The sequence below is a fragment of the Haladaptatus sp. QDMS2 genome, from assembly GCF_029338295.1.
Taxonomy (GTDB): Archaea; Halobacteriota; Halobacteria; order Halobacteriales; family Halococcaceae; genus QDMS2.
This window is the reverse complement of the sequence record NZ_CP119791.1, coordinates 426,895-449,279: the sequence shown is the minus strand read 5'-3', so window position 1 is coordinate 449,279 and position 22,385 is coordinate 426,895. Positions and strand designations below refer to the sequence as shown.

The following is a 22,385-nucleotide window of genomic DNA, read 5'->3' as shown; positions in this document are numbered from 1 at the left end:
TAACCGCAGGGCGAGAACAGCTATATGTAGAAGATAAATAAAGAAAATATTCTTTGTAGTCGGTACACACTTATACGAGTTCCACGTAGTGTCAGGTAATCATGGCCGCGATAGACGAAGACAGTCCGGCCGAGACTGAGGGGCACGACCTCGAACAGTACGTGGACAAACGACTGTTCGACGACAGCATCGGGACGCTCGCAGACCACGTCGCGAGGAAGGCAGCGCTCGGGGACACCCGCCGGTACGCCATCCTATTTCTGCTCGGAGAGCGCGGCGAGATGGCACGAAAAGAGATTCAAGTGGCTGTCGCCGACAGCAGTTTCGACCTGAGCCACCACCTCGGCGAACTCGTCGACGTCGGGCTCATCTCGCGGACCGGTGCGCCCGAGGGCGCAGACGGCCGCCAGACCTTCTACAAAATCACGCACCTGGGACAGCAGGAACTGGATGCAGATTATCGAAACGTGACGGGCCACGACCCCACCGAATAAGACCGGCTCGAAGCGCTCGCGACAGCAGATGGCTGACTCGCCACGGTAGTTTTATCGACACCAGTTGAGTAATCAACAGTATGGAAGAACGGTCCCTCCTCGTCCTCATCGGCGTCGCGAGCGTGCTCGTGATGCTCTACAGCGTCCTCATCGCCCAGCAACTGCTCCTCGGGGCGATGGTCATCCTCGGTGTGTTGTGGATTTACCTCGCGATTCGGTTCATCCGCGCGTTCGAGCAGATTGCCTCGGCGCTCCAGCAAATCGCAGAAAAAGAACGGGCCTGAGCCGATTACTCGTCTCGCCCGCGCATCCCCGGGGCGTCGCTCACGTCTACGTCAGCAGGTTCCTCGGTATCGCCACCCTTTCTGAGTTCGCCCGCTCCATCCTCTACGTACACGTCGTCTGCGAAGCCAGCGATGGCGATCTCGTACTCGGCGGTTTCGAGTTTCGAGAGGGTCTTCGGGGCCTCGGGGACACCTGTTGGCGGGGCGAACTCGCCGAGCGGGTCGTCGATGGTGATGTCGTACTGCTTGAAGAACGTCTCGTAGCGCCGGTAGTGGGCTTCGAGTTCGTCCCCGGGAATCTCCATCATTTCGGTCCAGCCGTGGTTAAAGAAGTCGAAGTTGGCCTGGATGTGCGTGATTTCCCGGGCCTCGGCCTCGGGGAACCCAGCGTTCAACCCGGCGACGTAGGAGTCCATCGTCGCGTCGAAGAAGGCATCCAAGTGGTCGCGACGCGCCTCGCGGTGCGCCTCATCTGCTTTCTTCAGGAAGATGCCCGTGTGCAGGTCGACGAGTTTCCCCGACACGACCTCACCGACGACGGGCATGGTTAGCGCCTGCTTCGCGGCGAAGTGGCGAACGTTCTGACGGAGTTTCATCGGGAAGGGGTTAGGACTGGTCAGTTAAAATCTCTCGCCCGCACACGCGCTCGCCTGTGACCGCATTGGCAGGTCACGAAGATAGCAATTCACATTAACCCCCGAAACGAACCTTCCTGCCATGACCGAGGCGTACGTCATCATCGGCGACGGGATTGCGGGTAGTTCCGCAGCCGAGACAATCCGGCAGGAAAAACCGGATGCGGAAATCATCGTCGTCACTGATGAGGGTGAGGCGCTGTATAACCGCATTCTGACCAAAGAGTTCGCGAAGGGCAAACTGCCCGAAGCCCCCATCTCGATCCACGACGAGACCTGGTACGACGAGCGCGATATCACGCTCAAACTCAACACGCTCGTCACCAAAATCGACCGCGAGGCGAAAGAACTCGTTACCCACGAAGGCGAGACCATCGAGTACGGCAAACTCCTCCTCGCGACGGGCGGCACCCCCACGCAACTCCCCGTCGAGAACTCCGATGCCGAGGGCATCCACCACTTCTGGACCTTCCAGGACGCCCGCAACATCCGCGAGCACGCGGAGACTGCGGAGACAGGCGCCGTCATCGGGGCCGGTCTGCTTGGCATCGACCTCGCGGCCATCTGTGCGGCCCAGGGCGTCGACGCGAACTACCTCATGCGCGGGAACGCCTGGTGGCGCTACGCCCTCTCGGAGCAGGGTGCAGAAATCATCCACGACGCGCTCGACGAACGCGGCGTGACCCCCGTCTTCCAGTCCGGCGTCGACCGCTTCGAAACCGACGACGACGGCAAGGTCGTCGCCACCATCGACCCGAACGGCGAGCGCTACGAGAGCGACTTCGTCGGCATCGCCATCGGCCTCGACTTCAACACGGAACTCCTCTTAGAATCCGGTCTCGAACTCAACGACGGTATCGTCGTCGACCAGTACATGCGCACCGAGGACCCGGACGTGTACGCCGCCGGGGACATCACGCGCTTCTACGACGTGATTTTAGAGGAGTACGCCCAGAACGGCGCGTGGGGCAGTGCGAAACAGCAGGGCATGGTCGCCGGGAAGAACATGGTCATGGAGGCGGAGGGCGAACCGAGCGAGGACGAACTCGAAGAGTTCCGCTGGGTCTCCTCGTACTCGATTACCCACTTCGACTTCCCGTTCCTCTCCTTTGGCCACCCGACGCTCGGCGACGACGAAGCCGAGATGAAGTACTCGGACACCGAGTGGCGGCGTCTCGCGTTCAAGGACGGCAAAATCGTCGGCGGCGTCCTCATCGGCGACCTCTCGCCGCAGGGCAAGTACAAGAAACTCATCCGCGAGCAGGCCGTCGTCGCAGACCAGAAGGACATCCTCATGGAGAAGATGTTCGACCCAGAAAAACTCGCGACGCCGACCGAACAGTAGTACCCAACCGAAGCCGTTTTCGCCCGCGCTGTCTGAATGCAGAATATGAGTACCGACGGTGAGATGACACTCGCGTTCGAGCTCGAAGCCTTGAAAGAGCTCGCTGCGCCATCGGAGGCGTTCGCCGACGCTCGGACCTGGAGCAAGTACGTGGGCGTCGTCTCCGAGAAACCGACGTACGTCGTGACGAATTTCACGCGCAAGAACCGCATCCGCCAGGACTTCTTCTCGGGACCACGCGGGAAAGAAGAGAGTCTGGAAAACGTAAAACGCCAGTTCGACACCCCGCGCCACGTCTTCGTCAGCACGAACGACGAGGACCGAGCACTCGCCGAGAGCTTAGAGTGGGAGTTCCTCCACGTCGAAGATGCCGCAGAGGCCGCCGGGTGGCCGCTCGCGAAAGACGAGCCGGAAGCGGAGACAGAAGAACCAGTCCGCGACGACTGGCCCTGACAGAAGACGTATTCCCGCGATTTCGAAAGTCGAAGGCGATGGCTCGCACCTATCCCGACTGCGACGTGGCGATGGAGAAGTCGGAGCACAGAACGAGTTACGAGGGTGACGGCATCCGCGTGGACACGGACGGTGGCATCCTCGGCAACGTCCTCCAGTTAAAAGGAAAGTACGTCGGTTGTTACGTCTGCCCCGCGTGCGGGCTGGTGCGCTTTTACGCCGGTTCGTGAGTCGTCATCGTTGTCTTCGCGTTCCGACCCAGGAAAGTCCCTTTTCGAGAAGCACCCCGCTTGCCGCGACAGCGAAGCAGACGACCAGAAACGCGGCCACTAGTTCGAGACTCTGAGCCGAGGTGAGCCTGGATGCACCCAGCGCGAGGGCGAACAGGACACTCGCCATCAGCACGATTGGGACGACGTAGTACTTGAACGCCCAGTGTTCGTCCAGAAAGAGCGAGCATCGGTGTGTCGTTTTCGCAACCAGGTTGCGCACCCCGAGCATGCCGTGGTCGATGCTATCAGCAAACAAATAGTTTCGGGTGAGGCAACTCGCACCCGCGGCGTTTAAAAGTCCCAAAGTCCAACGAACGCCCATGTCAGAACCGCGCGTGCCCGGAAGCCGGGACGCCAGCCTCACGCTCGCCTGTGGCGAGTCGGTGGACGTTCGCCAATTCGACATGGGGATGCGTGAGTTTACCTGCGACTGCGGCGAGGTTCACGCCATCGTGATGGACGTCCACCCGCTTGGTCGATTCGTCCCCGAGTTCCTCGAAGCGGTCCTACAGGAGACCATCGACACCGCCTCCGGGGCGGAGTTCGGCACGCTCCACATGATGGGCATCGTCAAAGAGGAGTTCCCCAAGAAGGTCGTGAGCAAGGACGTCTCGAACGACGGCCAGTTGGGCTGTTCGATGCTCTGGGTGAGCCACTTCGACGACAGACGCCTCCACGAAATCGTGGTCGAACTCATCATCGAACTCATGGAACACGCCGTGAGCCACGCAGAAGACGATTCTGCGATGAGCGAGTTCGAAGAACAGATGCTCTCGTTCGACGTGGCCGAATTTGTCGAGGAGTATCGCAGCCAACGCGACTTCCACTCGGCGACCGACCAGCCGGTTTGACGTTTATTTCCTCCTATTTTTGACAGATGATAAGTCGTATCGGTTTCACTACCGGTGTGACTAGCAATTTTGTATGAAGAACCCGTATTCTGACGTATGCAACCAGAGGGGGGTGACTTCGAGCGAATTCGCGCAGTGCTGGCTGAGGTGGAGCCTGAGGGACCACTGACGGCGAAGGAAATTTGTGCGATACTCGCGGACCACGGCGAAGAAATAGAGAGTGCCCACAGGGTCGCGACGGTGCTCGGCCGGCGCGCCCAGCGAGGTGACATCGAGGTCATCGAGGGCCAGCCCTATCGCTATCGCCTCTCGGATCTCGCCTGAATGAACCCTGAGACGGCGGAACACGGAGAGTGGCGACCATCGCAACCGTATAGTTCGAAATTCGAAATTTGGCTTCGGGATTCGTAATTTATCGTCGGACTTATTACGATGTACGGACTTGGCCCGAATAACCAATGACCGACGGAGCCGACCGGACGATTCTTTTGATCGGGAGTGGGCCAATTCAGATTGGACAGGCAGCGGAGTTCGACTACTCCGGCGCACAGGCCTGTCGCGCGCTACAGGAAGAAGGAGCCCGAGTTGTTCTGGTTAACTCCAACCCGGCAACCATCATGACCGACCCGGAGATGGCAGACGCAGTGTACTTAGAACCGATTACCACTGACGCCATCACCGAGATTATCCGCAAGGAGCGCCCCGACGGCGTCATCGCCGGGCTTGGCGGACAGACCGGACTCAACGTCACCGCAGAACTCGCAGAGGAAGGCGTCTTAGAGGAGTACGACGTCGAAATCATGGGGACACCCCTCGACACGATTTACGCGACCGAGGACCGCGACCTGTTCAGACAGCGCATGGAGTCGATTGGGCAACCAGTGCCGCGCTCTGAGACCATCGACGACATCGACCAACTCGAAGCCGCCGTCGATGCGGTCGGGGGCCTCCCCGTCATCATGCGCACGACCTACACCCTCGGTGGGAGCGGGTCGGGCGTCGTCTCCGAGATGGACGAACTGAGAGAGCGCACGCGCAAGGGCCTGCGCCTCTCGCGCAACAACGAGGTGCTCATTACCGAGTCTATCGCCGGCTGGATCGAACTCGAATACGAAGTGATGCGCGACGCGGACGACTCCTGTATCATCATCTGTAACATGGAGAACTTAGACCCGATGGGCATCCACACCGGCGAGTCCATCGTCGTCACCCCGAGTCAGGTCATCCCCGACGAAGGCCACCAGGAGATGCGCACCGCGGCCCTGGACGTCATCCGCGAACTCGGCATTCAGGGTGGCTGTAATATCCAGTTCGCGTGGCACGACGACGGCACGCCCGGCGGGGAGTACCGCGTCGTCGAAGTGAACCCGCGCGTCTCGCGCTCCTCCGCGCTCGCCTCGAAGGCAACGGGCTACCCGATTGCCCGCGTGACCGCGAAGGTCGCCCTCGGCAAGCGCCTCCACGAAATCGAGAACGAAATCACCGGCGAGACGACTGCCGCCTTCGAACCGGCAATCGACTACGTCGTCACGAAGATTCCGCGCTGGCCCAAGGACAAGTTCCCCGAGGTGGACTTCACGCTCAGCACGGCGATGAAGTCGACGGGCGAGGCAATGGCCATCGGGCGCACCTTCGAGGAGAGCTTCCTCAAGGCGCTTCGCTCGACCGAGTACGAACCGAGCGCAGACTGGGCCGAGGTTTCAGACGACGAACTCGAAACCGACTACCTCATCGCCCCGTCTCCCGACCGCCCGTTCGCCATCTTCGAGGCGTTCGAGCGGGGCTACACAACCGAGCAAATCTGTGAATTCACGGGCATCCGCGAGTGGTACGTAGAACGCTTCGAACGCATCGCAGAGGCCACCGTCGCCGCCCAGAATGGCGACTTCGCGAAGGCCGCACAGGCCGGCTACACGAACGCACAGGTCGCACAGATTGCGGGTGTCGGCGTAGACGAAGTCGAAACCGTCGCCCCAGAACGCACCTACAAACAGGTGGACACCTGCGCGGGTGAGTTCGCCGCGAGCACGCCGTACTACTACTCCGCTCGCGACCCAATCAGTTCGATGCGCCACAACGAGGTGCAAGTAGACGAGGACGTAGAGAGCGTCGTCGTGGTCGGCGGCGGCCCCATCCGCATCGGGCAGGGCGTCGAGTTCGACTACTGTGCGGTTCACGCCGTCCGCGCGCTGCGCGAGATGGGTATCGACGCCCACGTCGTGAACAACAACCCGGAGACGGTGAGCACGGACTACGACACCTCTGACGGCCTGTTCTTCGAACCGATTACCGCAGAGGAGATTGCGGATATCGTCGAACGCACCAACGCGGACGGCGTGATGGTCCAATTCGGTGGCCAGACCTCCGTCAACGTCGGTCACCCACTGGAGGAAGAACTCGAACGTCGTGGCTTAGACTGTCAGATTCTCGGCACCTCCATCGACGCGATGGACTTAGCGGAGAACCGCGACCGCTTCAACGCGCTCATGGACGACCTCGACATCGCCCAGCCAGAGGGTGGCACGGCGCGCTCTGAGGCGGAGGCGCTCGACCTCGCTCGCGACCTGGGCTATCCGGTGCTCGTCCGTCCGAGCTACGTGCTCGGCGGCCGCGCGATGGAAATCGTCTACGACGACGAGGAACTGAAGACCTACATCGAGGAGGCCGTCCGCGTGAGTCCGGACCAGCCGATTCTCGTAGACCAGTTCCTCGATGGCGCAGTGGAACTCGACGTGGACGCCGTCGCAGACGGCGAAAACGTCCTCATCGGCGGCATCATGGAACACATCGAGACGGCGGGAGTCCACTCCGGCGACTCCGCGTGTATGATTCCGCCGCGCTCGCTCGATACCGACCTCCTGAAGCGCGTCCGCGAGGTGACGACGGACATTGCGCGCGCTCTCGAAACGATAGGCCTGCTCAACGTCCAGTTGGCCGTCAAAGACGGCGAGGTGTACGTCCTCGAAGCGAACCCACGCTCTTCGCGCACCGTCCCGTTCGTCTCGAAGGCGACGGGCGTCCCAATCGCGAAGCTCGCGGCGAAGGTGATGGCCGGGAGCTCGCTCCCGGAACTCGGCGTCGAAGAGCAGGTGCCAGAGCACGTGAGCGTGAAAGAGGTCGTCCTCCCATTCGACCGCCTCGAAGGAAGCGACCCACGGCTCGGTCCGGAGATGAAATCGACCGGCGAAGTGATGGGCTCTGCGCGCTCGTTCCCGAAGGCCTACGAGAAGGCCCAGTCCGCCGCCGGACAGGAACTCCCCGAGAGCGGGACCGTCGTCTGTGACCTCGACGTAGACGGCTTCGACGCCTTCTACGACGTGGCCGAGTTCGACGACGCGCCTGCCGCGATTCGCAACGGCGAGGTCGACCTCGTCATCTCAGACGACGTGGCGACGCTCCAGCAGGCCGTCACCGAAGACGTGCCGTACTACTCCACCGCAGAGAGCGCGAACGCCGTGCTCGAAGCGCTCGCGGCCCGCGACGACCCACTCGACGTAGACGCCGTCGAGAAGCGCCCAAAGCAGGTGCGCAACTGGGGCGAATAACCGCCCAACGTAGAAAAGGCCCGGCGACCTACGGGCAGTGATGGTCGCCACGGACCCCATCGTCCTCTCACAGCAGTTTCTCGAAGCCGTAAAGAGTGGCGACGCCCGCGGTCGATACCGCGAGGCCCTCTGTGCGCTCTCTGGAACCACGCTGGACGAGCGCCTAGCCGACGACGACCACAAACTCGCATTCTGGCTGAACGTCTACAACGCCATCGTCCAGTGCTGGCTTCGAGAAACGCCAGCGACCTTCGAAAATCGAAGGGCGTTCTTCGGCACCGAGACGTTCTGCGTGGCTGGCGAAAGCCTCACCCTGGACGACGTCGAACACGGGATTCTCCGGCGCTCACAGACGAAGTACGGTCTCGGATACATTCCCAACCCGTTTGCGAGTGGCTTCGAGAAACGACACCGACTCGACGCACGCGACCCGCGAATCCACTTCGCGTTGAATTGTGGGGCGAAGAGTTGTCCGCCGATACGAAGCTACGACCCCGAAACAGTAGACGAAGCGCTGGACCGGGCGACGGCTCACTCCCTCGAAATGGAGGTCCGCCACTACCCAGAGAAGGGCTTCGCCCGCATCCCGCGCGTCATGCTGTGGTTTCGCGGCGACTTCGGCGGAAAGGCGGGCATCTACGACCTCCTGCACAAATTCGGCGTCGTTCCGAGAACCGACCGGCCTCGGTTGCAGTACAGCGACTGGGACTGGACGATGGCGCGCAACAACTTCTCAGAACAGTCTCAGTAGATGAGGTAGAAGCCCGCGACGTGGAACCAGGCGAGGCCCTGGGCGACGGCGAGGACCACCATCGCGAGCACCGTCGGGAGTGGATTTTCCGTTTTCGTGTACGTGCTGGCCCCCCAGGCGAGCAGCGGAACGATGGCGTAACTTGCGAGCGCGACGGGTCGCGGGAGGACGCCGCCCGTGAACGCCGCGAGCGCCACGAACGTCGCGAGCACGCCGCCGAGATAGAGGCGTCGCAGCCACCGCGGTGAGAGGCGCGTGGCGAGCGTGCGCTTGCCGACCTCGGCGTCCGCCTCGCGGTCGGGCCACATGACGGCGAGCAGGTTTACGAAGACGAGGATGGAAAACGGGACCGTGGCGAGCAGCGCCGTGCGGCTCAGGCCACCCGCGGCGACGGCGACGCCGTACTGCGGGAGCACGAGGCCGCCCACGACGGCGGTGTCGAGTTCGCCGAGGCCGCGCCACGCGAGCGCGACCGGCGGGAGCGAGTACGCCCACCCGAGGAGGGCCCCGAGAGCGAGCAGGCCGACGGCGGGCCGCGAGAGGAACTCCTCGGTGTAGAGGTAGCCAGTGACCACCACGCCGACGAGGAGCGTCCCGAGGGCGAGAGACAACGCGAGCTTCGGCGTGAGGCCAGTTCTCGGAAGCGCTCCGCTTCCGCCCGAGAACGGGGTACGCGTCGTCAGCGCATCCGTCTCGTGGTCTGCGTACTCGTTTACGTAGTGGATGCTCGCGGCGGCGGGGAGGAGGGCGGCGAGGCCAGCGACGAGCGTGCGCGGGTCGTACGCCGCGCCGCTCGCGTACGCGATGGCTACGCCGAGGGCGTACACCCACGCCACGAGCAAGAGGTGGGAGGGACGGCTCATCGCGAGGACGGCCCACGCGATGGTAGACGGAGCGCGGTCCATATCGGGGGAACTGTGTACGGGTAAATATCGCCTTCGAATCTCGGAATCTCCAAAATTCGAGAGTGTTGGCACTCAGTACGGCGAAAAACGGAAAGAATGTTCAGCTCAGTCGCAGGTGACGAGGCGACGTGTTGACTTCGCCATCGCGAGCACGTCGTCGAAGAAGCCGAGCGTGTCGTGTGGGCCAGGGTGGGCCTCTGGGTGATACTGCCGGGTGAGGATGTCGAGTTCCTCGTTTTCGAGTCCCTCAGGCGTGTCGTCGTTCACGTTAATCTGCGTCACGTCTAGGGTGTCACCGGGGTCTGCGACCGTGTAGCCGTGGTTCTGCGTGGTCATGACGACCTGCTTCGTCTCGAGGTCGAGCACCGGCTGGTTCACGCCGCGGTGGCCGAAGGCCATCTTCTCGGTCGTGCCGCCGAGCGCGCCCGCGACGACCTGCTGGCCGAGGCAGATGCCGGCGATTGGCAGGTCGCCCACGAACTCGGTGACGAGCGCCTGGGCGTCCGTGAAGTTCGCCGGGTCGCCCGGCCCGTTCGAGATGAACAGGATGTCCGGGTCCACCGCGGTCACGTCTTCCGGCGTCGCGTCGTAGGGCAGCACCGTGACTTTCGCGTCGCGTTCTGCGAGCGAGTCGATGATGCTCCCCTTCGCGCCACAGTCGACGAGTGCGACCGAGGGGCCGTCGCCGTCTGCGTTCACGACTTTCGGTTCGGTAACGCTCACCTGCGCGCCGATGTCAGTGTGTTCGCTCATCCCCTTGCACTCGTCGAGTGCTTCGAGTGCTTTCTCCGGGGAGGCGTCGGGTCCGGCGGAGATGCCACACTTGATTGCCCCGCCTTCACGGATAGTGATGACGAGGTCGCGTGTGTCGATGTGGTCCACCGCGGGCACGCCTTCGGTGGCGAGCCACTCGGCGACGTCGTCGGTCAACTCACGGGCGACGACGGCGCGAGGGTGGACCCGGTCGGACTCGAATCGCTCCGCTCGGACGCCATAGTTACCGATGAGTGGGTACGAGAACGTCAGGACCTGTTCCTCGTAAGAGGGGTCCGTGAGGCTCTCCTCGTAACCGGTATAGGCTGTTGTGAAAACCAGTTCCCCGCGGGCTTGTCCAGGAGCACGCGACCGCGCCTCAACGACGCGACCGCCCTCCAGTGCCACGTAGGCGTCCGACATTACGAGATGCGTACGAAAGCCCCCACCATAAGTGTTACTTTCGTAGAATCGCTACGAATTTCGTAATCGTCAAGTGTTGCCACGGTGTAGGTGCTAATCTCACGATGGACGCGCTTGACCGAGAGATACTGAGCATCCTGCGACACGACGCCCGGACGCCCTACACGGAGATCGCCTCGAAGGTGGGTACCTCCGAAGGAACCGTCAGAAATCGGGTCGAGCGGATGCTCGCAGACGGGGTGATAGAGCGATTCACCGTCACCACCCGGACGGGGAACATCAAGGCCATGATTGAGGTGCGCGTTGCCGTGGACGTGGACACGCGCACGGTGACGGACAAGATGGCCGAATGGGAGGAGGTCGACTTCGTCTGGCAGGTGTCCGGCGAGGAGGACATCGTCCTCATCGTGGACGCCGCAGACACGCAGGGGGTAAACGAACTCATCACACAGGCCCGCGAGATGGACGAAGTCGTGCGGACGAAAACGAGACTGATTCTCGACGAGCGCCTCGGCTAGTTGTCGGATTCCTGTGGCGGGTCGCCGATGCCGGGCGAGGAAGCGTCGGGGGGCGTCATCCAGCCCTTCGCGCCGTGCGTGAGTTTGTACCCTCGGTGGGCGAGTCGGTTGATGAAATTGATAGAGACGTGGGGTTCGACCCGGCCATCACGAATGGCCGCGACGATGTTCTCTGGCGTCGGTTCTTCCACATCGACTTTCGTGTACGCGCGGCCAACTTCGATAGGATAGTGTGCGTCCGAGCCACCGACCAGCGGGAGATCACGTTTGCGCGCGAGGCGACGCACCCACTCGTGGGTTCGGGGATGTTTGCCATTGATTTCGATGGCGTCGAAGTCCGCTTTCACGTCACGGACCGTGCTGTTGCGGTAGGGGTGGGCGATGATGGCCGCACAGCCGCGTTCGTGGGCGATATCGACGACCTGCTCGGGTGTGAGTTCCCCGGGAATCGTCTCCATCGGCGGGTCTGGCCCGACGACAAGGATGTGTCCCTGAGAAGAAGAGACTTCGATGCCAGGGAGGATGTCCACCGACCCCGTGTCGAACGGCGTGTAGTAGTCGTGGTTCGTCGTCGCCACCGCGTCGAGCCCTCGCATCGAGGCCGCCTTCGTGAGCAGGCGAACCCCAATCGGGTCGAAGGCATCGCCGAGATTACGATGACCGTGAAAGAATCGGGTATGAGAGTGGAGGTCGATGGCGTACACACCTTTCTCGTAGGGCCAACAGCCCTTTTGTCTTCTGGCGCGTGATAGCGGTCAATGTCCCGCGTACTTATCTGCAACCCGAACAGCGGGAGTGGGAACCACGTCGCCCAAATCCGAAAACTCGCCGACCAGCACGGCTTCGATCTCTACGAAACTGATGAGGAAGGCGACACCAAAGAATTCGCCCGCACGCTCGGCCCCGACGCAGAAATCGTCGCTGCCTGCGGCGGCGACGGTTCGGTCAACGAAGTCGTCGCCGGCCTCTACGAAGCCGACGCCCTCGAAGACACCACACTCGCCGTGATTCCCTGTGGGACGGGGAACAACTTCGCCGGGCAAATTGGGATTACGGATATCGAAACCGCCTTCGACGTGATCGAGCGCGGCGAGGCCCGCAAAATCGACCTCGCCCTCGCGAACGGCCGCCCGTTCGTGAACTCCTGCGTATTCGGCCTGACCGCCGAAGCGAGCGCGAACACCACACCCGAGATGAAAGCGAAGTACGGCGTCCTCGCCTACGTGTTCACGACGTTCCAGACGATCAACTCGTTCGAGGGAATGCGCCTCGTCATCGAGACAGACCACGAAGTAGCCGACTCGTGGGCGGGCGAAGCGGTCGTCGCACTCATCGGGAACGCCCGCCGGTTCCCCGCGAGCGGGGGGACGCAGGCGAACGTCGAAGACGGCCTGCTCGACGTGACGATAGCCGAGGAACGACCGACGGCCGAACTGATGGGCGAGGCGGCGATTTCGCGCTTCTTCGGCGGCGAGACAGACCACATCCACCGCCTGAAGACGAAATCGCTCACGGTCTCAGTGCTAGATGGGACTGGCCACTTCAGTCTGGATGGCGAGATGCTCGAAACCGACCGCCTGACAATCGAGACGCTGCCACAGGCGCTCTCGGTGTTCGTCGGCGAGGGGTACAAACCGGTTCCAGAAGACGCGTAGGACGGAATTCGGTTTTTTTACCGACGACGAGGTGCGCGTATGGTCACCCTCGCAATTGCCCCCAAAATGAAATTCATCGCAATTCTCGCACTGGCCGTCACCCTCTCACTTTGCTACGTCGCGTACCGAATCGTCCGGCGATTCCGGGAGTAAACCTATCACCTCCGCGTCCAATGTCTGCCCATGAGCGACGCGCGGCGAATCATCGTCCGAAACCCCAACAGCGGCGACCGAAAGCGCAGCAAACGCGCCGCAGAAATCGGGGAGCAACGGGGGTACGAGGTGTGGAACAGCACGAAGAAAGGTGAGACACACACCCTCGCAAAGGAGGCCGCAGAGGAGGCCGACATGGTCGTCGCCTGCGGCGGGGACGGCACGCTGAACGAAGTGGTTCGAGGGGTAGACGAAGCGAACGCCCTCTCCGACGTGGAGATGGGAGTGGTTCCAGCAGGGACAGGGAACGATTTTGCGGACAACATCGGCATCAAGAGCGTCCCGCACGCCTTCGAGGTGCTGGATAGCAAGAACGTCCGCAGCCTCGACCTCGGGTGGGCGGAGGAGCGCCCGTTCATTAACTCCTGTGTCGCCGGCGTCACGGCGGAGGCGAGCGCCGCGACCACGCCCCAGCAGAAGCGACGCCTCGGCGTGATGGCGTACGTCCTGAACACGCTGGAGAAGACCCAGAGTTTCGACGGCCTGAAAATCGACGTGCGAGCGAGCGAGGGCGGCGACGTGCTCTGGTCGGGGGAAGCAATCATGATTCTCATCGGCAACGGCCGGCGGTTCCCCGGCGAGCAGGTCAAACAGGCAAACATGGAAGACGGCCTGATGAACGTCGTCATCATCAAGCGCGCGCCGACGCTGAATTACCTGACCCGCGGGGCCGCAGACCGCCTGCTCCAGCGCGGAGCCTCCCATCTGACGCGCATCAAAGTTCCCCAACTGCGCCTGACCCACGAGGGCGACCCGGTCCACTTCAGTCTGGACGGAGAGATGCTGAAACTGAACAAACTGTCCGCGCGCAGTCGCCGCGGCGAGATGCGATTCCACGTCGGGCCGACCTACGACCCCAACCCGGAGGAGTGGGGCACCCGACCGAATCCGAAGGGTGTTTGAAAGGGGTCGTTGTCTGTATCAGCATGAGTACGACGAAATCTGCGGCCGAATCTGAGGCGGAGGGCGAGTCTACGGGTGAACTCCACAAAAACGCGATGCAGGACGTTATCGCAGTGGACGAGGACGACACCGAACTCGAACTCGTAAACCGTCTCGATGCTCACACCGGCGACGGCATCCGACACCGCGCGTTCACCGCGCTCGTCTTCGACGGCGACGGCAACATTCTGCTCGCACAGCGCGCCTTCAACAAGCGCCTCTGGGACACCTACTGGGACGGCACCGTCGCCTCCCACCCCGTCGAGGGCCAGACCCAGGAAGAAGCCACCCGCGAACGCTTAGAAGAGGAACTCGGCATCACGCCCGACCAGTACGACGACCTCCGGGTCACGGACAAGTTCGAATACAAACGCTACTACGAGAACGAGGGTCTCGAATGGGAAGTCTGCTCGGTGCTCAAGTGCACCCTCCAAGACAAAAGCCTCGACGTGAACGACGAGGAAGTGGCCGGCCTGATGTGGGTCCCCTACGAGTACCTGCACGAGAACCCACGATTCTACCGCCAGCTCCGTCTCTGCCCGTGGTTCGAGATTGCGATGCGGCGGGACTTCAACTAGCACCTGCACCTTTTTGGGCGCGAGCCATAAACGCTCGCGCGAAAAACGCGCCCGAAAAAGGGTTGCGAGCACTCCGTGCTCGCACGAAGACGGTTCTGCAATCGACGTTTACTAACATTCAACAGCGCCGCCTCCGCCACAGCCTTTTCTCGCTTCCGCGCCTCTCACAGCCATGGACGGCGTCGAACTCTACGATTCACTCGACGGACAGGTCGCACTCGTGACGGGGGCGAGCCGCGGCATCGGCGAGGAGGTAGCGGCGGTGCTCGCAAGTCACGACGCGACCGTCTACGCCGGGGCGCGGGACGTGGCCGACGTAGATGCGCCAGACCAGCACCCAATTCTGCTCGACGTGACCGCAGACGACCAGATTCAGGCGGCTGCAGAGCGAATTCGAGACGAGCACGGGAAACTCGATATTCTCGTGAACAACGCCGGCGTGGTTGGAACGGGAAGGCCGCTTCACGAGCAGTCGATTGAGACCATCGACGAGACGCTCTCGGTGAACCTTCGGGGTGCTGTGCTGGTCGCTCGCGCCACGCTCCCACTGTTGCTCGAAACCGAGGGGCCGCGCATCGTCAACGTCTCGTCTGGGATGGGCGCACTCGGCGAGGGCATGTCTGGTGGATATGGCCCGTACCGCATCTCGAAAGCCGGGATTAACGGGCTCTCAGCGTACCTCCACGGCGAGTACAACCGTCGCGGGTTGATGGCCAACGCCGTCTGTCCCGGATGGGTGCGCACCGACATGGGCGGGCCGGGGGCCTCGCGCAGCGTCGCGGAGGGCGCAGACACCCCGGCGTGGCTGGCGCGGTTCGCCCCCGGCGGCCCCTCTGGGCGGTTCTGGCGGTCGCGTCGAGTCATCGACTGGTAGTTTCGGAACCTTCGTTCGCCATCAAAGTTACCCGTCTGTTTGCCCTATCGTGACGTATGCAGCGCGTCAACCCGGCCACTGGCGAAGCACTCGAACCGATTTCCGAGGACACGGACGACGTGGTCGACGAAGCCCTCGACAACGCGCAGGAAGCGTTCGACGACTGGCGTGACGTCCCCATCCTCGAACGCCAGCAGTTGCTCGCAAACGCCGCGGAGGTGCTCCGGGAGAACAAACAGGAGTACGCAGAGATGATGACCCGGGAGATGGGCAAACCGATTACGGCCGCCGTCTCCGAGGTCGAAAAGTGCGCGTGGGTCTGTGACTACTACGCAGAACACGCGGGCGAACACCTCCAGGACGAAGTCATCGGCAGCGAACCCCACGCCCGGTCGAAAGTCTCCTACGAGCCGCTCGGGGCGGTCCTCGCAGTGATGCCGTGGAACTTCCCGTTCTGGCAGGTGTTCCGGTTTGCCGCCCCGCACCTGACCAGCGGGAACGTCGGGCTGCTCAAACACGCCTCGAACGTCCCCGAATGCGCACAGGCCATTGAGAACGTGTTCCGCAAGGCAGGCTACCCCGAGGGCGTCTTCCAGACGCTGCTCGTCGGGTCGGACCAGGTCGCGGACATCATCGCAGACGAGCGAATCACGGCCGTCACGCTCACCGGGAGCGAGGCCGCCGGCCGGTCGGTGGCCGAGAACGCGGGCAAGAATTTGAAGAAGACAGTGCTCGAACTCGGCGGGAGCGACCCGTTCGTCGTCCTCGACGACGCGGACGTGGACACCGCCGCGAAGGTCGGCGCGCGTGCGCGTACCATCAACTCGGGACAGTCGTGTATCGCGGCGAAACGGTTCATCGTTCACGAAGCCGTCTACGACGAGTTCATGGAGAAATTCAAAGCGGAACTCGAATCGCTCACCATCGGCGACCCGATGGACGAGGATACCGACATCGGCCCGCAGGCGCGTGAGGGACTCATGGAGGACCTCCACGAGCAGGTCACAGAGAGCGTCGAGGCCGGGGCGACCGTCGAACTCGGCGGTGAGCCGATGGACCGTGACGGCTTCTACTACCCACCGACGGTGTTGACCGACGTGCCCGACGGGTCGCCCGCGGCCGAGGAAGAGGTGTTCGGCCCCGTCGCGTCTGTATTCAAAGTCGGAGACGAGGCAGAAGCCATTCGCGTGGCCAACGACACGAACCTCGGTCTCGGCGCGAGCGTCTGGACGAGTGACCTCGAACGCGGCGAACGCGTTGGCCACCGCATCGAGGCCGGGTGCGTCTTCGTGAACGAACTCGTAAAATCCGACCCGCGTATCCCCTTCGGCGGCGTCAAAGACTCCGGCTACGGGCGCGAACTCTCGCGGGACGGCATCCTCGAATTCGTCAACCGCAAGACGATGTGGATTCAGGACGCAGACGGCGACGCGGAGATTTCACTCTCCGAATAGTCGAAAAAGCGGTCGGGAAACCGACCAAAATTTACTCGCGGCGAACCGCGAGGTTCTGCATGACGCCGCCACACTCGGGACACGGCGTGCGTGTGGTGGCCTCCATGCGGTGACCACAGTCCATACACTCAAATGTTTGTGCCATGTGGTAACATAACTCAGTTTGAGGTAATAATTATTCGTAGACTACGGGCAGACTCTCCCAGCCGGTGGAATGATGGCGCAGTGATGTGAATAACGACTCATGAAGGCCTCCGACTTGCTCGTCGAGTGTCTCGCGGTAGAGGGTGTGGAGTACGTGTTCGGCCTGCCGGGGGAAGAACTCGAAGACGTCCTGTTCTCGCTCGCGGATTCGTCGATCGAGTTCATCCCAGTGCGCCACGAACAGGGCGCAGCGTTCATGGCCGACGTCCACGGCCGACTAACCGGCCACGCGGGCGTCTGCATGGGGACGCTCGGCCCGGGGGCGACGAACCTCCTCACGGGGGTCGCAGACGCCCACCTCGATAAGAGTCCGCTCGTCGCGATTACGGGGCAGGGCGGGCGCGAGCGCCTCCACAAGGAGAGTCATCAGGCGCTCGACATCGTTCACATGTTCGAACCCGTCGTGAAGTGGAACACGCAGATAGGTGAACCAGAAATCGTGAACGAGTCGGTTCGCAAGGCGTTCAAACTCGCCGAGTATCAGAAACCCGGCGCGACCCACCTCGAGTTCCCCGAGGACGTCGCGGGGGAGGCCACGGATGCGACGCCCCTCGAACAGCGCGAGCGAATCCGGCGGCCCGACCCGGACGCAGCATCTGTCGAGCGCGCGGCTGAACTGCTCTGTGGAACCGACAGACCGCTCATTCTCGCCGGCAACGGAGCCGTGCGCACGCACGCCGGGGACGTCCTCCAGCAAATCGTCGCCAAGACGAACGCTCCAGTCGTCGCCACCTACATGGGGAAGGGGGCGATTTCTGACGACGACGACCACTCGCTCATGACCCTCGACTCGGGGTCGAACGACGAGGCCCACGCCGTCATCGAGCGGGCGGACGCCATCCTCGCCATCGGCTACGACATCGCGGAACACGACCCGGAGAAGTGGAATCACAGTCTCGACAAGGCGGTGGTCCACCTCGACCACGAACCGGCGGAGGTGTACGAACACTACAATCCGGACGTAGAACTCGTCTGTGACATCACAGCCGGCCTGCGCGCGCTCGGAGACCATCTCGACACCTGTTCGACGGACGACGACTGGTACGCAGCAGAACGGGCGGCAATCATCGACGAGGTGCTCACGAAACCAGCCGCAGACGACGGGTTCAGCGTGGCGGGAGCCCTCCCGTACCTCCGCGAAGCGATGGACCCGGCGGACGTGCTCATCTCGGACGTGGGCCACCACAAGATGGTCATCGCACAGAACTTCCCCGCCTACGAACCGAACACGACCATCATCTCGAACGGCCTCGCGACCATGGGCATCGCCGTTCCCGGCGCGGTAGCAGCAGACCTCGCCGTCGATTCGAACGTCGTCGCCGCGACGGGCGACGGCGGCTTCCTGATGAACGCCGCAGAAATCGAGACAGCGACGCGACTCGACTGTGGGTTTACGATACTGCTGTTCAACGACAACGACTACGGCCTCATCTCGCGAAAACAGCGAGAACACACGGGCAATTCCTTCGGCACGCACCTCACGAATCCCGACTTCGTCAGGTTCGCGGAGAGTTTCGGCATCGACGCCTATCGACCGGCGACGTGGGACGAACTCGAAGAGACACTCGAACGAGTGGTTCCGTCCGACGATATGGCACTCGTGGAAGTGCCTTACTCCCGGTAGTCAGGGACGAGTCGTCGCCCAGACGGCGAGCGTCCCGAGCAGGAACGCCGGGATGAGCGGGAGAAACAGGTAGGTGTCGCGGTAGGAGAGGCCGAGGCTCACGACGAAGTCTTCGGCCGCTGGTAAGAGGAGAATCAGCCCCGGAATGACGAGAAACGAGACGACGACGACGCCCACGAGAATCCAGCCTCGCCAGCTGAAATCCCTGTCTTCGGCCTGCTGGCTGGCGGTTTCGTCCTCGCTGTCGAACGCCGCTGGGTCGTGGACGTAGCGGTCGTCGGCCATCAATTGTACTGGGAGTCCGGAACGACTACAACCTTCCCAAATCCATCGCGATTTTCGAGCATCTCGTGGGCGCGTTTGACCTCACTCATCGGCAGCACCTCGCGGATGTGCGGGCGGAAGGTGCCGTCCCAGACGAGCGGGAGTACGTCGTCGGCTTCCCCGGGCGTCCCCATCGACGACCCGAGAATCTGCAGTTGGTTCCAGAAGATGCGATTTAAGTCCGTCTGCGGGTGGCGTCCGAGGGTGGCTCCACAGGTGACGAGGCGGCCGTTTTTCGCGAGGCTCTTTATCGAATCCTGCCACGTCGGGCCGCCGACGTGGTCGACGATGACGTCCACGCCACGCTTGTCGGTGAGTTCGTAGATTTCGCTTGCGTAGTCCGTCTCCTCGTAGTTGAGGACGTGGTCTGCGCCACACTCTGCGGCGAGTTCGAGTTTCTGGGAACTGGAAGCGGTGGCGAACACCTCCGCACCGGCGTATTTCGCAATCTGAATCGCGGCGTGACCCACCCCGCCGCTGGCCCCGAGTACGAGCACTTTCTCGCCGGGTTCGAGTTCGGCGCGCGTGATGAGCATTCGCCACGCTGTCTGGAAGACGAGCGGGGCGGCCGCCGCGACTTCCCACGAGACGTGTTCGGGGACGGGGACGAGATTCTCCGCGGGCACGGCGGCGAGTTCGCTGTGGACGCCACGGGTGTGCTCGCCGAGGACGCCAAAGTCCTCACACAGCGAGGGGTCGCCATCGCGACAGAACTCACAGACGCCACAGGAGAGACCCGCCGTGACCGCGACGCGGTCGCCCGGTTCGAATCTGGCCACGTCCTCGCCCACCGCATGAACGATGCCCGCGCCGTCGCTGCCGGGGATGTGGGGCATCTCGAGGTCGAGGCCGGGAAGGCCCCGTCGTGTCCACACGTCGAGGAAGTTGAGTGCACCTGCCCGCATTTCTACGATGACTTCGTCGCGGGCCGGGTCGGGGTCCGGGAGTTCGCCATACTGCAGTACGTCGCGGTCGCCGTGTTCGTCGAAGTGTACCGCCTTCATGTGACAGCAAGGCACGCGGGGGGGCAAAACAGTACGGTCTGCGGAAAGCGATGACAGGTCGGGTCTACGGACAGTCATCGTGGGATAGCATACCACGATATTTCCTGACGACGCATACGTTTCTCTGGGTGAAGGAAATGGCAAGTAAAGCGACACGCCCACTCGAATCGAACGCCGACATCGTGCGAGCACTCTGGGAAACGGGAACGTACGGCGATTACAGCCTCGTAGACCAGTACGTCGCAGACGACTACGTCGAACACAGCGCCTTCGAGTCAGAACCGATTCGCGGCCGCGACGGCTTCCGCGCGAACATAGAGGAGATGCGAGCAGCGTTCTCCGACATCGACCTGACGATCGAGGACATCTTCGCCGCAGGCGACGAAGTAGCCCTTCGATGGCGCCTCAACGCGAAGCACACGGGTGACCTGCGCGGAATCGCGCCGACGAACAAGCCCGTCGAAATTTCGGGCATCGAAATCGACCGCTTCGAGGACGGCAAGGTCGTCGAGGCGTGGAACCAGTTCGACAGTCTCGGCATGCTCCAACAGATGGGGGCACTTCCAGACGAGATGGGGAGCTGACGGAGAAGTTCAGCCTTTTTTGACGTCCACAGAATCACGCATACGAGTCTATCGCCTGAAACGACCTAGCATGTACTGGGTGAGGGAAATGGCAAGCAAAGCAACGCGCCCAGCGGCATCGAACGAAGAGATTGTCCAAAAACTGTGGAACACGCTGAACACGGGTGATTACAGCGTCGTCGACGAGATTATCGCAGAATCGTACGTCGAACACAATCCGACAGAACCGGAATCGATTCACGGACGCGAAGGGTTCACAAAGAACGTAAAACAGTACCGTGAGGCGTTCTCCGACCTCAATGTGACCATCGAAGACATCGTCTCCGAAGGGGACATGGTGGCCACGCGCTGGAAGGCAGTCGGTACCCACGACGGCGAGCTCGCCGGCGTTCCGGCCTCCGGCAACCACGTCGAGGTAACGGGTATCGAAATCGACCGTATCGTAGACGGACAGGTCACAGAGGTCTGGACCAACTTCGACGTGCTGGGGATGATGCGCCAGATGGGCGCCATCCCGGACGAGACGGGGAGCTAATCGCCACTTTTTGCCCCGATAGTTTTTGTACCGAGACGAGTAGACCCAGCCATGGCCGAGCAGAAGAACGCCGACACGGGACACGGACACGACTACGAATCACACCACGACGGACACGGCCACGACCACGAGCACGGTCACGACGACCACGAACATGGACACGACGCCCACACGCACGGCCATGACGACCACAAACACGGTCACCACCACCACGACGTAGAGACGGTCGGCGTCGCCATCGTCACCGTGTCCACCACTCGGTCGCTCGACGACGACCCCGCGGGTGACGCGATAGCCGAGGCGTTCGAAGGCGCAGGGCACACCGTCGCCACCCGCGAACTCATCGACGACAACTTCGATGGGATTCAACAGACCGTAGACCGCCTCGTCGGCCGCGACGACGTGAACGTCGTGGTGACCACCGGCGGGACTGGTGTGACGCCCGACGACGTGACAATCGAGGCTATCTCGCCGCTGATGGAGAAGGAACTCCCTGGCTTCGGCGAACTGTTCCGACGGCTCTCGTTCGACGAGATCGGCACCCGCGTCGTCGGAACCCGCGCAGCCGCAGGTATCGCCGACGGAGTCCCCGTGTTCGCCCTGCCAGGAAGCGAGAACGCCGCATGTCTCGGCGCGAACGAAGTCATCGTCCCGGAAGTGGGCCACCTCGCTGGCCTCGCAAAAAGAGACGCGTAGGTTCGCTACCGGGGAACCGGCTGTTTGAGCACCGATTCTACCGGTTCGTCGTAGCGACCTTCGAACGGTTTTTCGACGGCGACTCCGCGACCCGTCGCCTGTTTGAACACCGGGTCGAGTGCCGCGGTGTGGTAGTCGTCGGTCAACACGACGACGCGCGAGAACTGCGGACTGGTGTACTGGTCGAACAGCACGTCACCGAGTTGACGCTGGATGCGCTTTACCCACTGCATCTCCTCGAACGGGTCGAAATCCGCGCGGGTGACGTCGTAGCTCTGTATCTGCCTGTTCGGGTGGATAACCCCGTGTTTCGCCGAGACAATGACCCACGAGTCGCAGGTTGCCTCTGCGTACTCGCGGCACGTCTGAAAGTGGTCTGCCGTATACTGGTCGCACGCAGACCGAGTCCCACCCCGCTGTGCTGCACCCCCATGGACAATCGCAATGGATGCCATGTTTTAATCCATCG

General features: G+C 62.4%; 28 protein-coding genes. 19 read left to right on the top strand and 9 right to left on the bottom strand.

Going from position 1 to position 22,385, the window contains the following annotated elements; all coding sequences use genetic code 11:
• The first annotated feature begins 101 nt into the window (after positions 1-101).
• Complete coding sequence (locus P1M51_RS02300; protein WP_276246576.1) at positions 102-494, top strand: helix-turn-helix transcriptional regulator; 393 nt, start codon at positions 102-104, stop codon at positions 492-494.
• Between the two features lie 80 nt (positions 495-574).
• On the top strand, positions 575-778 hold the full coding sequence (locus tag P1M51_RS02295) for a glycerol ABC transporter substrate-binding protein (protein ID WP_276246575.1): 204 nt from the start codon (positions 575-577) through the stop codon (positions 776-778).
• A gap of 5 nt (positions 779-783) precedes the next feature.
• Here P1M51_RS02295 and P1M51_RS02290 read toward each other — a convergent pair whose 3' ends face one another.
• Positions 784-1,374: a DUF6149 family protein gene (locus tag P1M51_RS02290; protein WP_276246574.1), complete on the bottom strand. Its 591-nt coding sequence runs from the start codon at positions 1,372-1,374 to the stop codon at positions 784-786.
• Positions 1,375-1,495: 121 nt separating this feature from the next.
• On the opposite strand from P1M51_RS02290, the gene P1M51_RS02285 reads away from it, so the two are divergent.
• The 3 genes from P1M51_RS02285 to P1M51_RS02275 are packed head-to-tail and all read left to right on the top strand — an operon-like array spanning position 1,496 to position 3,441.
• The gene (locus P1M51_RS02285) at positions 1,496-2,758 is read left to right on the top strand and encodes an NAD(P)/FAD-dependent oxidoreductase (protein WP_276246573.1); all 1,263 of its coding nucleotides are present in this window, start codon (positions 1,496-1,498) and stop codon (positions 2,756-2,758) included.
• A gap of 45 nt (positions 2,759-2,803) precedes the next feature.
• A complete protein-coding gene (locus P1M51_RS02280) occupies positions 2,804-3,211 on the top strand; it encodes a hypothetical protein (RefSeq protein ID WP_369685077.1) in 408 nt (135 codons plus the stop codon).
• Positions 3,212-3,249: 38 nt separating this feature from the next.
• On the top strand, positions 3,250-3,441 hold the full coding sequence (locus tag P1M51_RS02275; RefSeq protein ID WP_276246571.1) for a hypothetical protein: 192 nt from the start codon (positions 3,250-3,252) through the stop codon (positions 3,439-3,441).
• 4 nt (positions 3,442-3,445) lie between these two features.
• On the opposite strand, the gene P1M51_RS02270 is transcribed toward P1M51_RS02275, so the two are convergent.
• Positions 3,446-3,712, bottom strand: a complete 267-nt coding sequence (locus P1M51_RS02270; protein WP_276246570.1) for a hypothetical protein — start codon at positions 3,710-3,712, stop codon at positions 3,446-3,448.
• A 91-nt stretch (positions 3,713-3,803) separates the two neighbouring features.
• Between P1M51_RS02270 and P1M51_RS02265 the strand changes: the two genes are divergently transcribed.
• From P1M51_RS02265 to P1M51_RS02250, 4 genes are all read left to right on the top strand, one after another.
• On the top strand, positions 3,804-4,334 hold the full coding sequence (locus tag P1M51_RS02265; RefSeq protein WP_276246569.1) for a DUF5815 family protein: 531 nt from the start codon (positions 3,804-3,806) through the stop codon (positions 4,332-4,334).
• Between the two features lie 96 nt (positions 4,335-4,430).
• Positions 4,431-4,658: a hypothetical protein gene (locus P1M51_RS02260; RefSeq protein ID WP_276246568.1), complete on the top strand. Its 228-nt coding sequence runs from the start codon at positions 4,431-4,433 to the stop codon at positions 4,656-4,658.
• Positions 4,659-4,792: 134 nt separating this feature from the next.
• The gene (gene carB / locus P1M51_RS02255) at positions 4,793-7,879 is read left to right on the top strand and encodes a carbamoyl-phosphate synthase large subunit (RefSeq protein WP_276274808.1); all 3,087 of its coding nucleotides are present in this window, start codon (positions 4,793-4,795) and stop codon (positions 7,877-7,879) included.
• A 40-nt stretch (positions 7,880-7,919) separates the two neighbouring features.
• Positions 7,920-8,630, top strand: a complete 711-nt coding sequence (locus P1M51_RS02250) for a DUF547 domain-containing protein (protein WP_276246566.1) — start codon at positions 7,920-7,922, stop codon at positions 8,628-8,630.
• Here P1M51_RS02250 and P1M51_RS02245 read toward each other — a convergent pair.
• Both P1M51_RS02245 and carA read right to left on the bottom strand, forming a co-directional pair.
• Entirely contained in the window at positions 8,624-9,535 is a 912-nt protein-coding gene (locus P1M51_RS02245; protein WP_276246565.1) for a prenyltransferase, read from the bottom strand. The two genes, P1M51_RS02250 and P1M51_RS02245, sit on opposite strands and share 7 nt — an antisense overlap.
• 105 nt (positions 9,536-9,640) lie before the next feature.
• Complete coding sequence (gene carA, locus P1M51_RS02240) at positions 9,641-10,711, bottom strand: glutamine-hydrolyzing carbamoyl-phosphate synthase small subunit (protein ID WP_276246564.1); 1,071 nt, start codon at positions 10,709-10,711, stop codon at positions 9,641-9,643.
• Positions 10,712-10,815: 104 nt separating this feature from the next.
• Here carA and P1M51_RS02235 point away from each other — a divergent pair, with 104 nt between their 5' ends.
• Positions 10,816-11,229 carry an Lrp/AsnC family transcriptional regulator gene (locus P1M51_RS02235; protein WP_276246563.1) on the top strand — a complete coding sequence of 138 codons (414 nt, stop codon included), beginning with the start codon at positions 10,816-10,818 and terminating at the stop codon, positions 11,227-11,229.
• Here P1M51_RS02235 and P1M51_RS02230 read toward each other — a convergent pair.
• The gene (locus P1M51_RS02230) at positions 11,226-11,933 is read right to left on the bottom strand and encodes a CehA/McbA family metallohydrolase (RefSeq protein WP_276246562.1); all 708 of its coding nucleotides are present in this window, start codon (positions 11,931-11,933) and stop codon (positions 11,226-11,228) included. The genes P1M51_RS02235 and P1M51_RS02230 overlap by 4 nt on opposite strands.
• Positions 11,934-11,987: 54 nt before the next feature.
• On the opposite strand from P1M51_RS02230, the gene P1M51_RS02225 reads away from it, so the two are divergent.
• The 5 genes from P1M51_RS02225 to P1M51_RS02205 all read left to right on the top strand — a co-directional run bounded on the left by P1M51_RS02225 (position 11,988) and on the right by P1M51_RS02205 (position 16,945).
• Positions 11,988-12,884, top strand: coding sequence for a diacylglycerol kinase family protein (locus tag P1M51_RS02225; RefSeq protein WP_276246561.1), 897 nt, complete (start codon positions 11,988-11,990; stop codon positions 12,882-12,884).
• A 183-nt stretch (positions 12,885-13,067) separates the two neighbouring features.
• Positions 13,068-14,000, top strand: a complete 933-nt coding sequence (locus tag P1M51_RS02220; RefSeq protein WP_276246560.1) for a diacylglycerol kinase family protein — start codon at positions 13,068-13,070, stop codon at positions 13,998-14,000.
• A 23-nt stretch (positions 14,001-14,023) separates the two neighbouring features.
• Positions 14,024-14,617, top strand: a complete 594-nt coding sequence (locus P1M51_RS02215) for an NUDIX domain-containing protein (protein WP_276246559.1) — start codon at positions 14,024-14,026, stop codon at positions 14,615-14,617.
• 172 nt (positions 14,618-14,789) lie between these two features.
• Entirely contained in the window at positions 14,790-15,491 is a 702-nt protein-coding gene (locus P1M51_RS02210; protein ID WP_276246558.1) for an SDR family NAD(P)-dependent oxidoreductase, read from the top strand.
• Between the two features lie 56 nt (positions 15,492-15,547).
• Positions 15,548-16,945 (top strand): NAD-dependent succinate-semialdehyde dehydrogenase, encoded by a 1,398-nt coding sequence (locus P1M51_RS02205; protein ID WP_276246557.1) that lies wholly within the window; start codon positions 15,548-15,550, stop codon positions 16,943-16,945.
• Positions 16,946-16,976: 31 nt separating this feature from the next.
• On the opposite strand, the gene P1M51_RS02200 is transcribed toward P1M51_RS02205, so the two are convergent.
• The gene (locus P1M51_RS02200; RefSeq protein WP_276246556.1) at positions 16,977-17,090 is read right to left on the bottom strand and encodes a rubrerythrin-like domain-containing protein; all 114 of its coding nucleotides are present in this window, start codon (positions 17,088-17,090) and stop codon (positions 16,977-16,979) included.
• Positions 17,091-17,189: 99 nt separating this feature from the next.
• On the opposite strand from P1M51_RS02200, the gene P1M51_RS02195 reads away from it, so the two are divergent.
• Positions 17,190-18,773, top strand: coding sequence for an acetolactate synthase large subunit (locus tag P1M51_RS02195; protein WP_276274807.1), 1,584 nt, complete (start codon positions 17,190-17,192; stop codon positions 18,771-18,773).
• Here the strand turns inward: P1M51_RS02195 and P1M51_RS02190 are convergent, their stop codons facing one another.
• The gene (locus P1M51_RS02190; RefSeq protein WP_276246554.1) at positions 18,774-19,058 is read right to left on the bottom strand and encodes a hypothetical protein; all 285 of its coding nucleotides are present in this window, start codon (positions 19,056-19,058) and stop codon (positions 18,774-18,776) included.
• The gene (locus P1M51_RS02185; protein ID WP_276246553.1) at positions 19,058-20,101 is read right to left on the bottom strand and encodes a zinc-binding dehydrogenase; all 1,044 of its coding nucleotides are present in this window, start codon (positions 20,099-20,101) and stop codon (positions 19,058-19,060) included. Before P1M51_RS02185 ends, P1M51_RS02190 begins: the two co-directional genes overlap by 1 nt.
• A gap of 137 nt (positions 20,102-20,238) precedes the next feature.
• On the opposite strand from P1M51_RS02185, the gene P1M51_RS02180 reads away from it, so the two are divergent.
• From P1M51_RS02180 to P1M51_RS02170, 3 genes are all read left to right on the top strand, one after another.
• A complete protein-coding gene (locus P1M51_RS02180) occupies positions 20,239-20,685 on the top strand; it encodes an ester cyclase (protein WP_276246552.1) in 447 nt (148 codons plus the stop codon).
• An 88-nt stretch (positions 20,686-20,773) separates the two neighbouring features.
• Positions 20,774-21,220, top strand: a complete 447-nt coding sequence (locus P1M51_RS02175; protein ID WP_276246551.1) for an ester cyclase — start codon at positions 20,774-20,776, stop codon at positions 21,218-21,220.
• A gap of 51 nt (positions 21,221-21,271) precedes the next feature.
• A complete protein-coding gene (locus P1M51_RS02170) occupies positions 21,272-21,916 on the top strand; it encodes a molybdenum cofactor biosynthesis protein B (protein WP_276246550.1) in 645 nt (214 codons plus the stop codon).
• A 5-nt stretch (positions 21,917-21,921) separates the two neighbouring features.
• On the opposite strand, the gene P1M51_RS02165 is transcribed toward P1M51_RS02170, so the two are convergent.
• The gene (locus P1M51_RS02165; protein ID WP_276246549.1) at positions 21,922-22,371 is read right to left on the bottom strand and encodes a DUF6884 domain-containing protein; all 450 of its coding nucleotides are present in this window, start codon (positions 22,369-22,371) and stop codon (positions 21,922-21,924) included.
• Positions 22,372-22,385 lie beyond the last annotated feature (14 nt).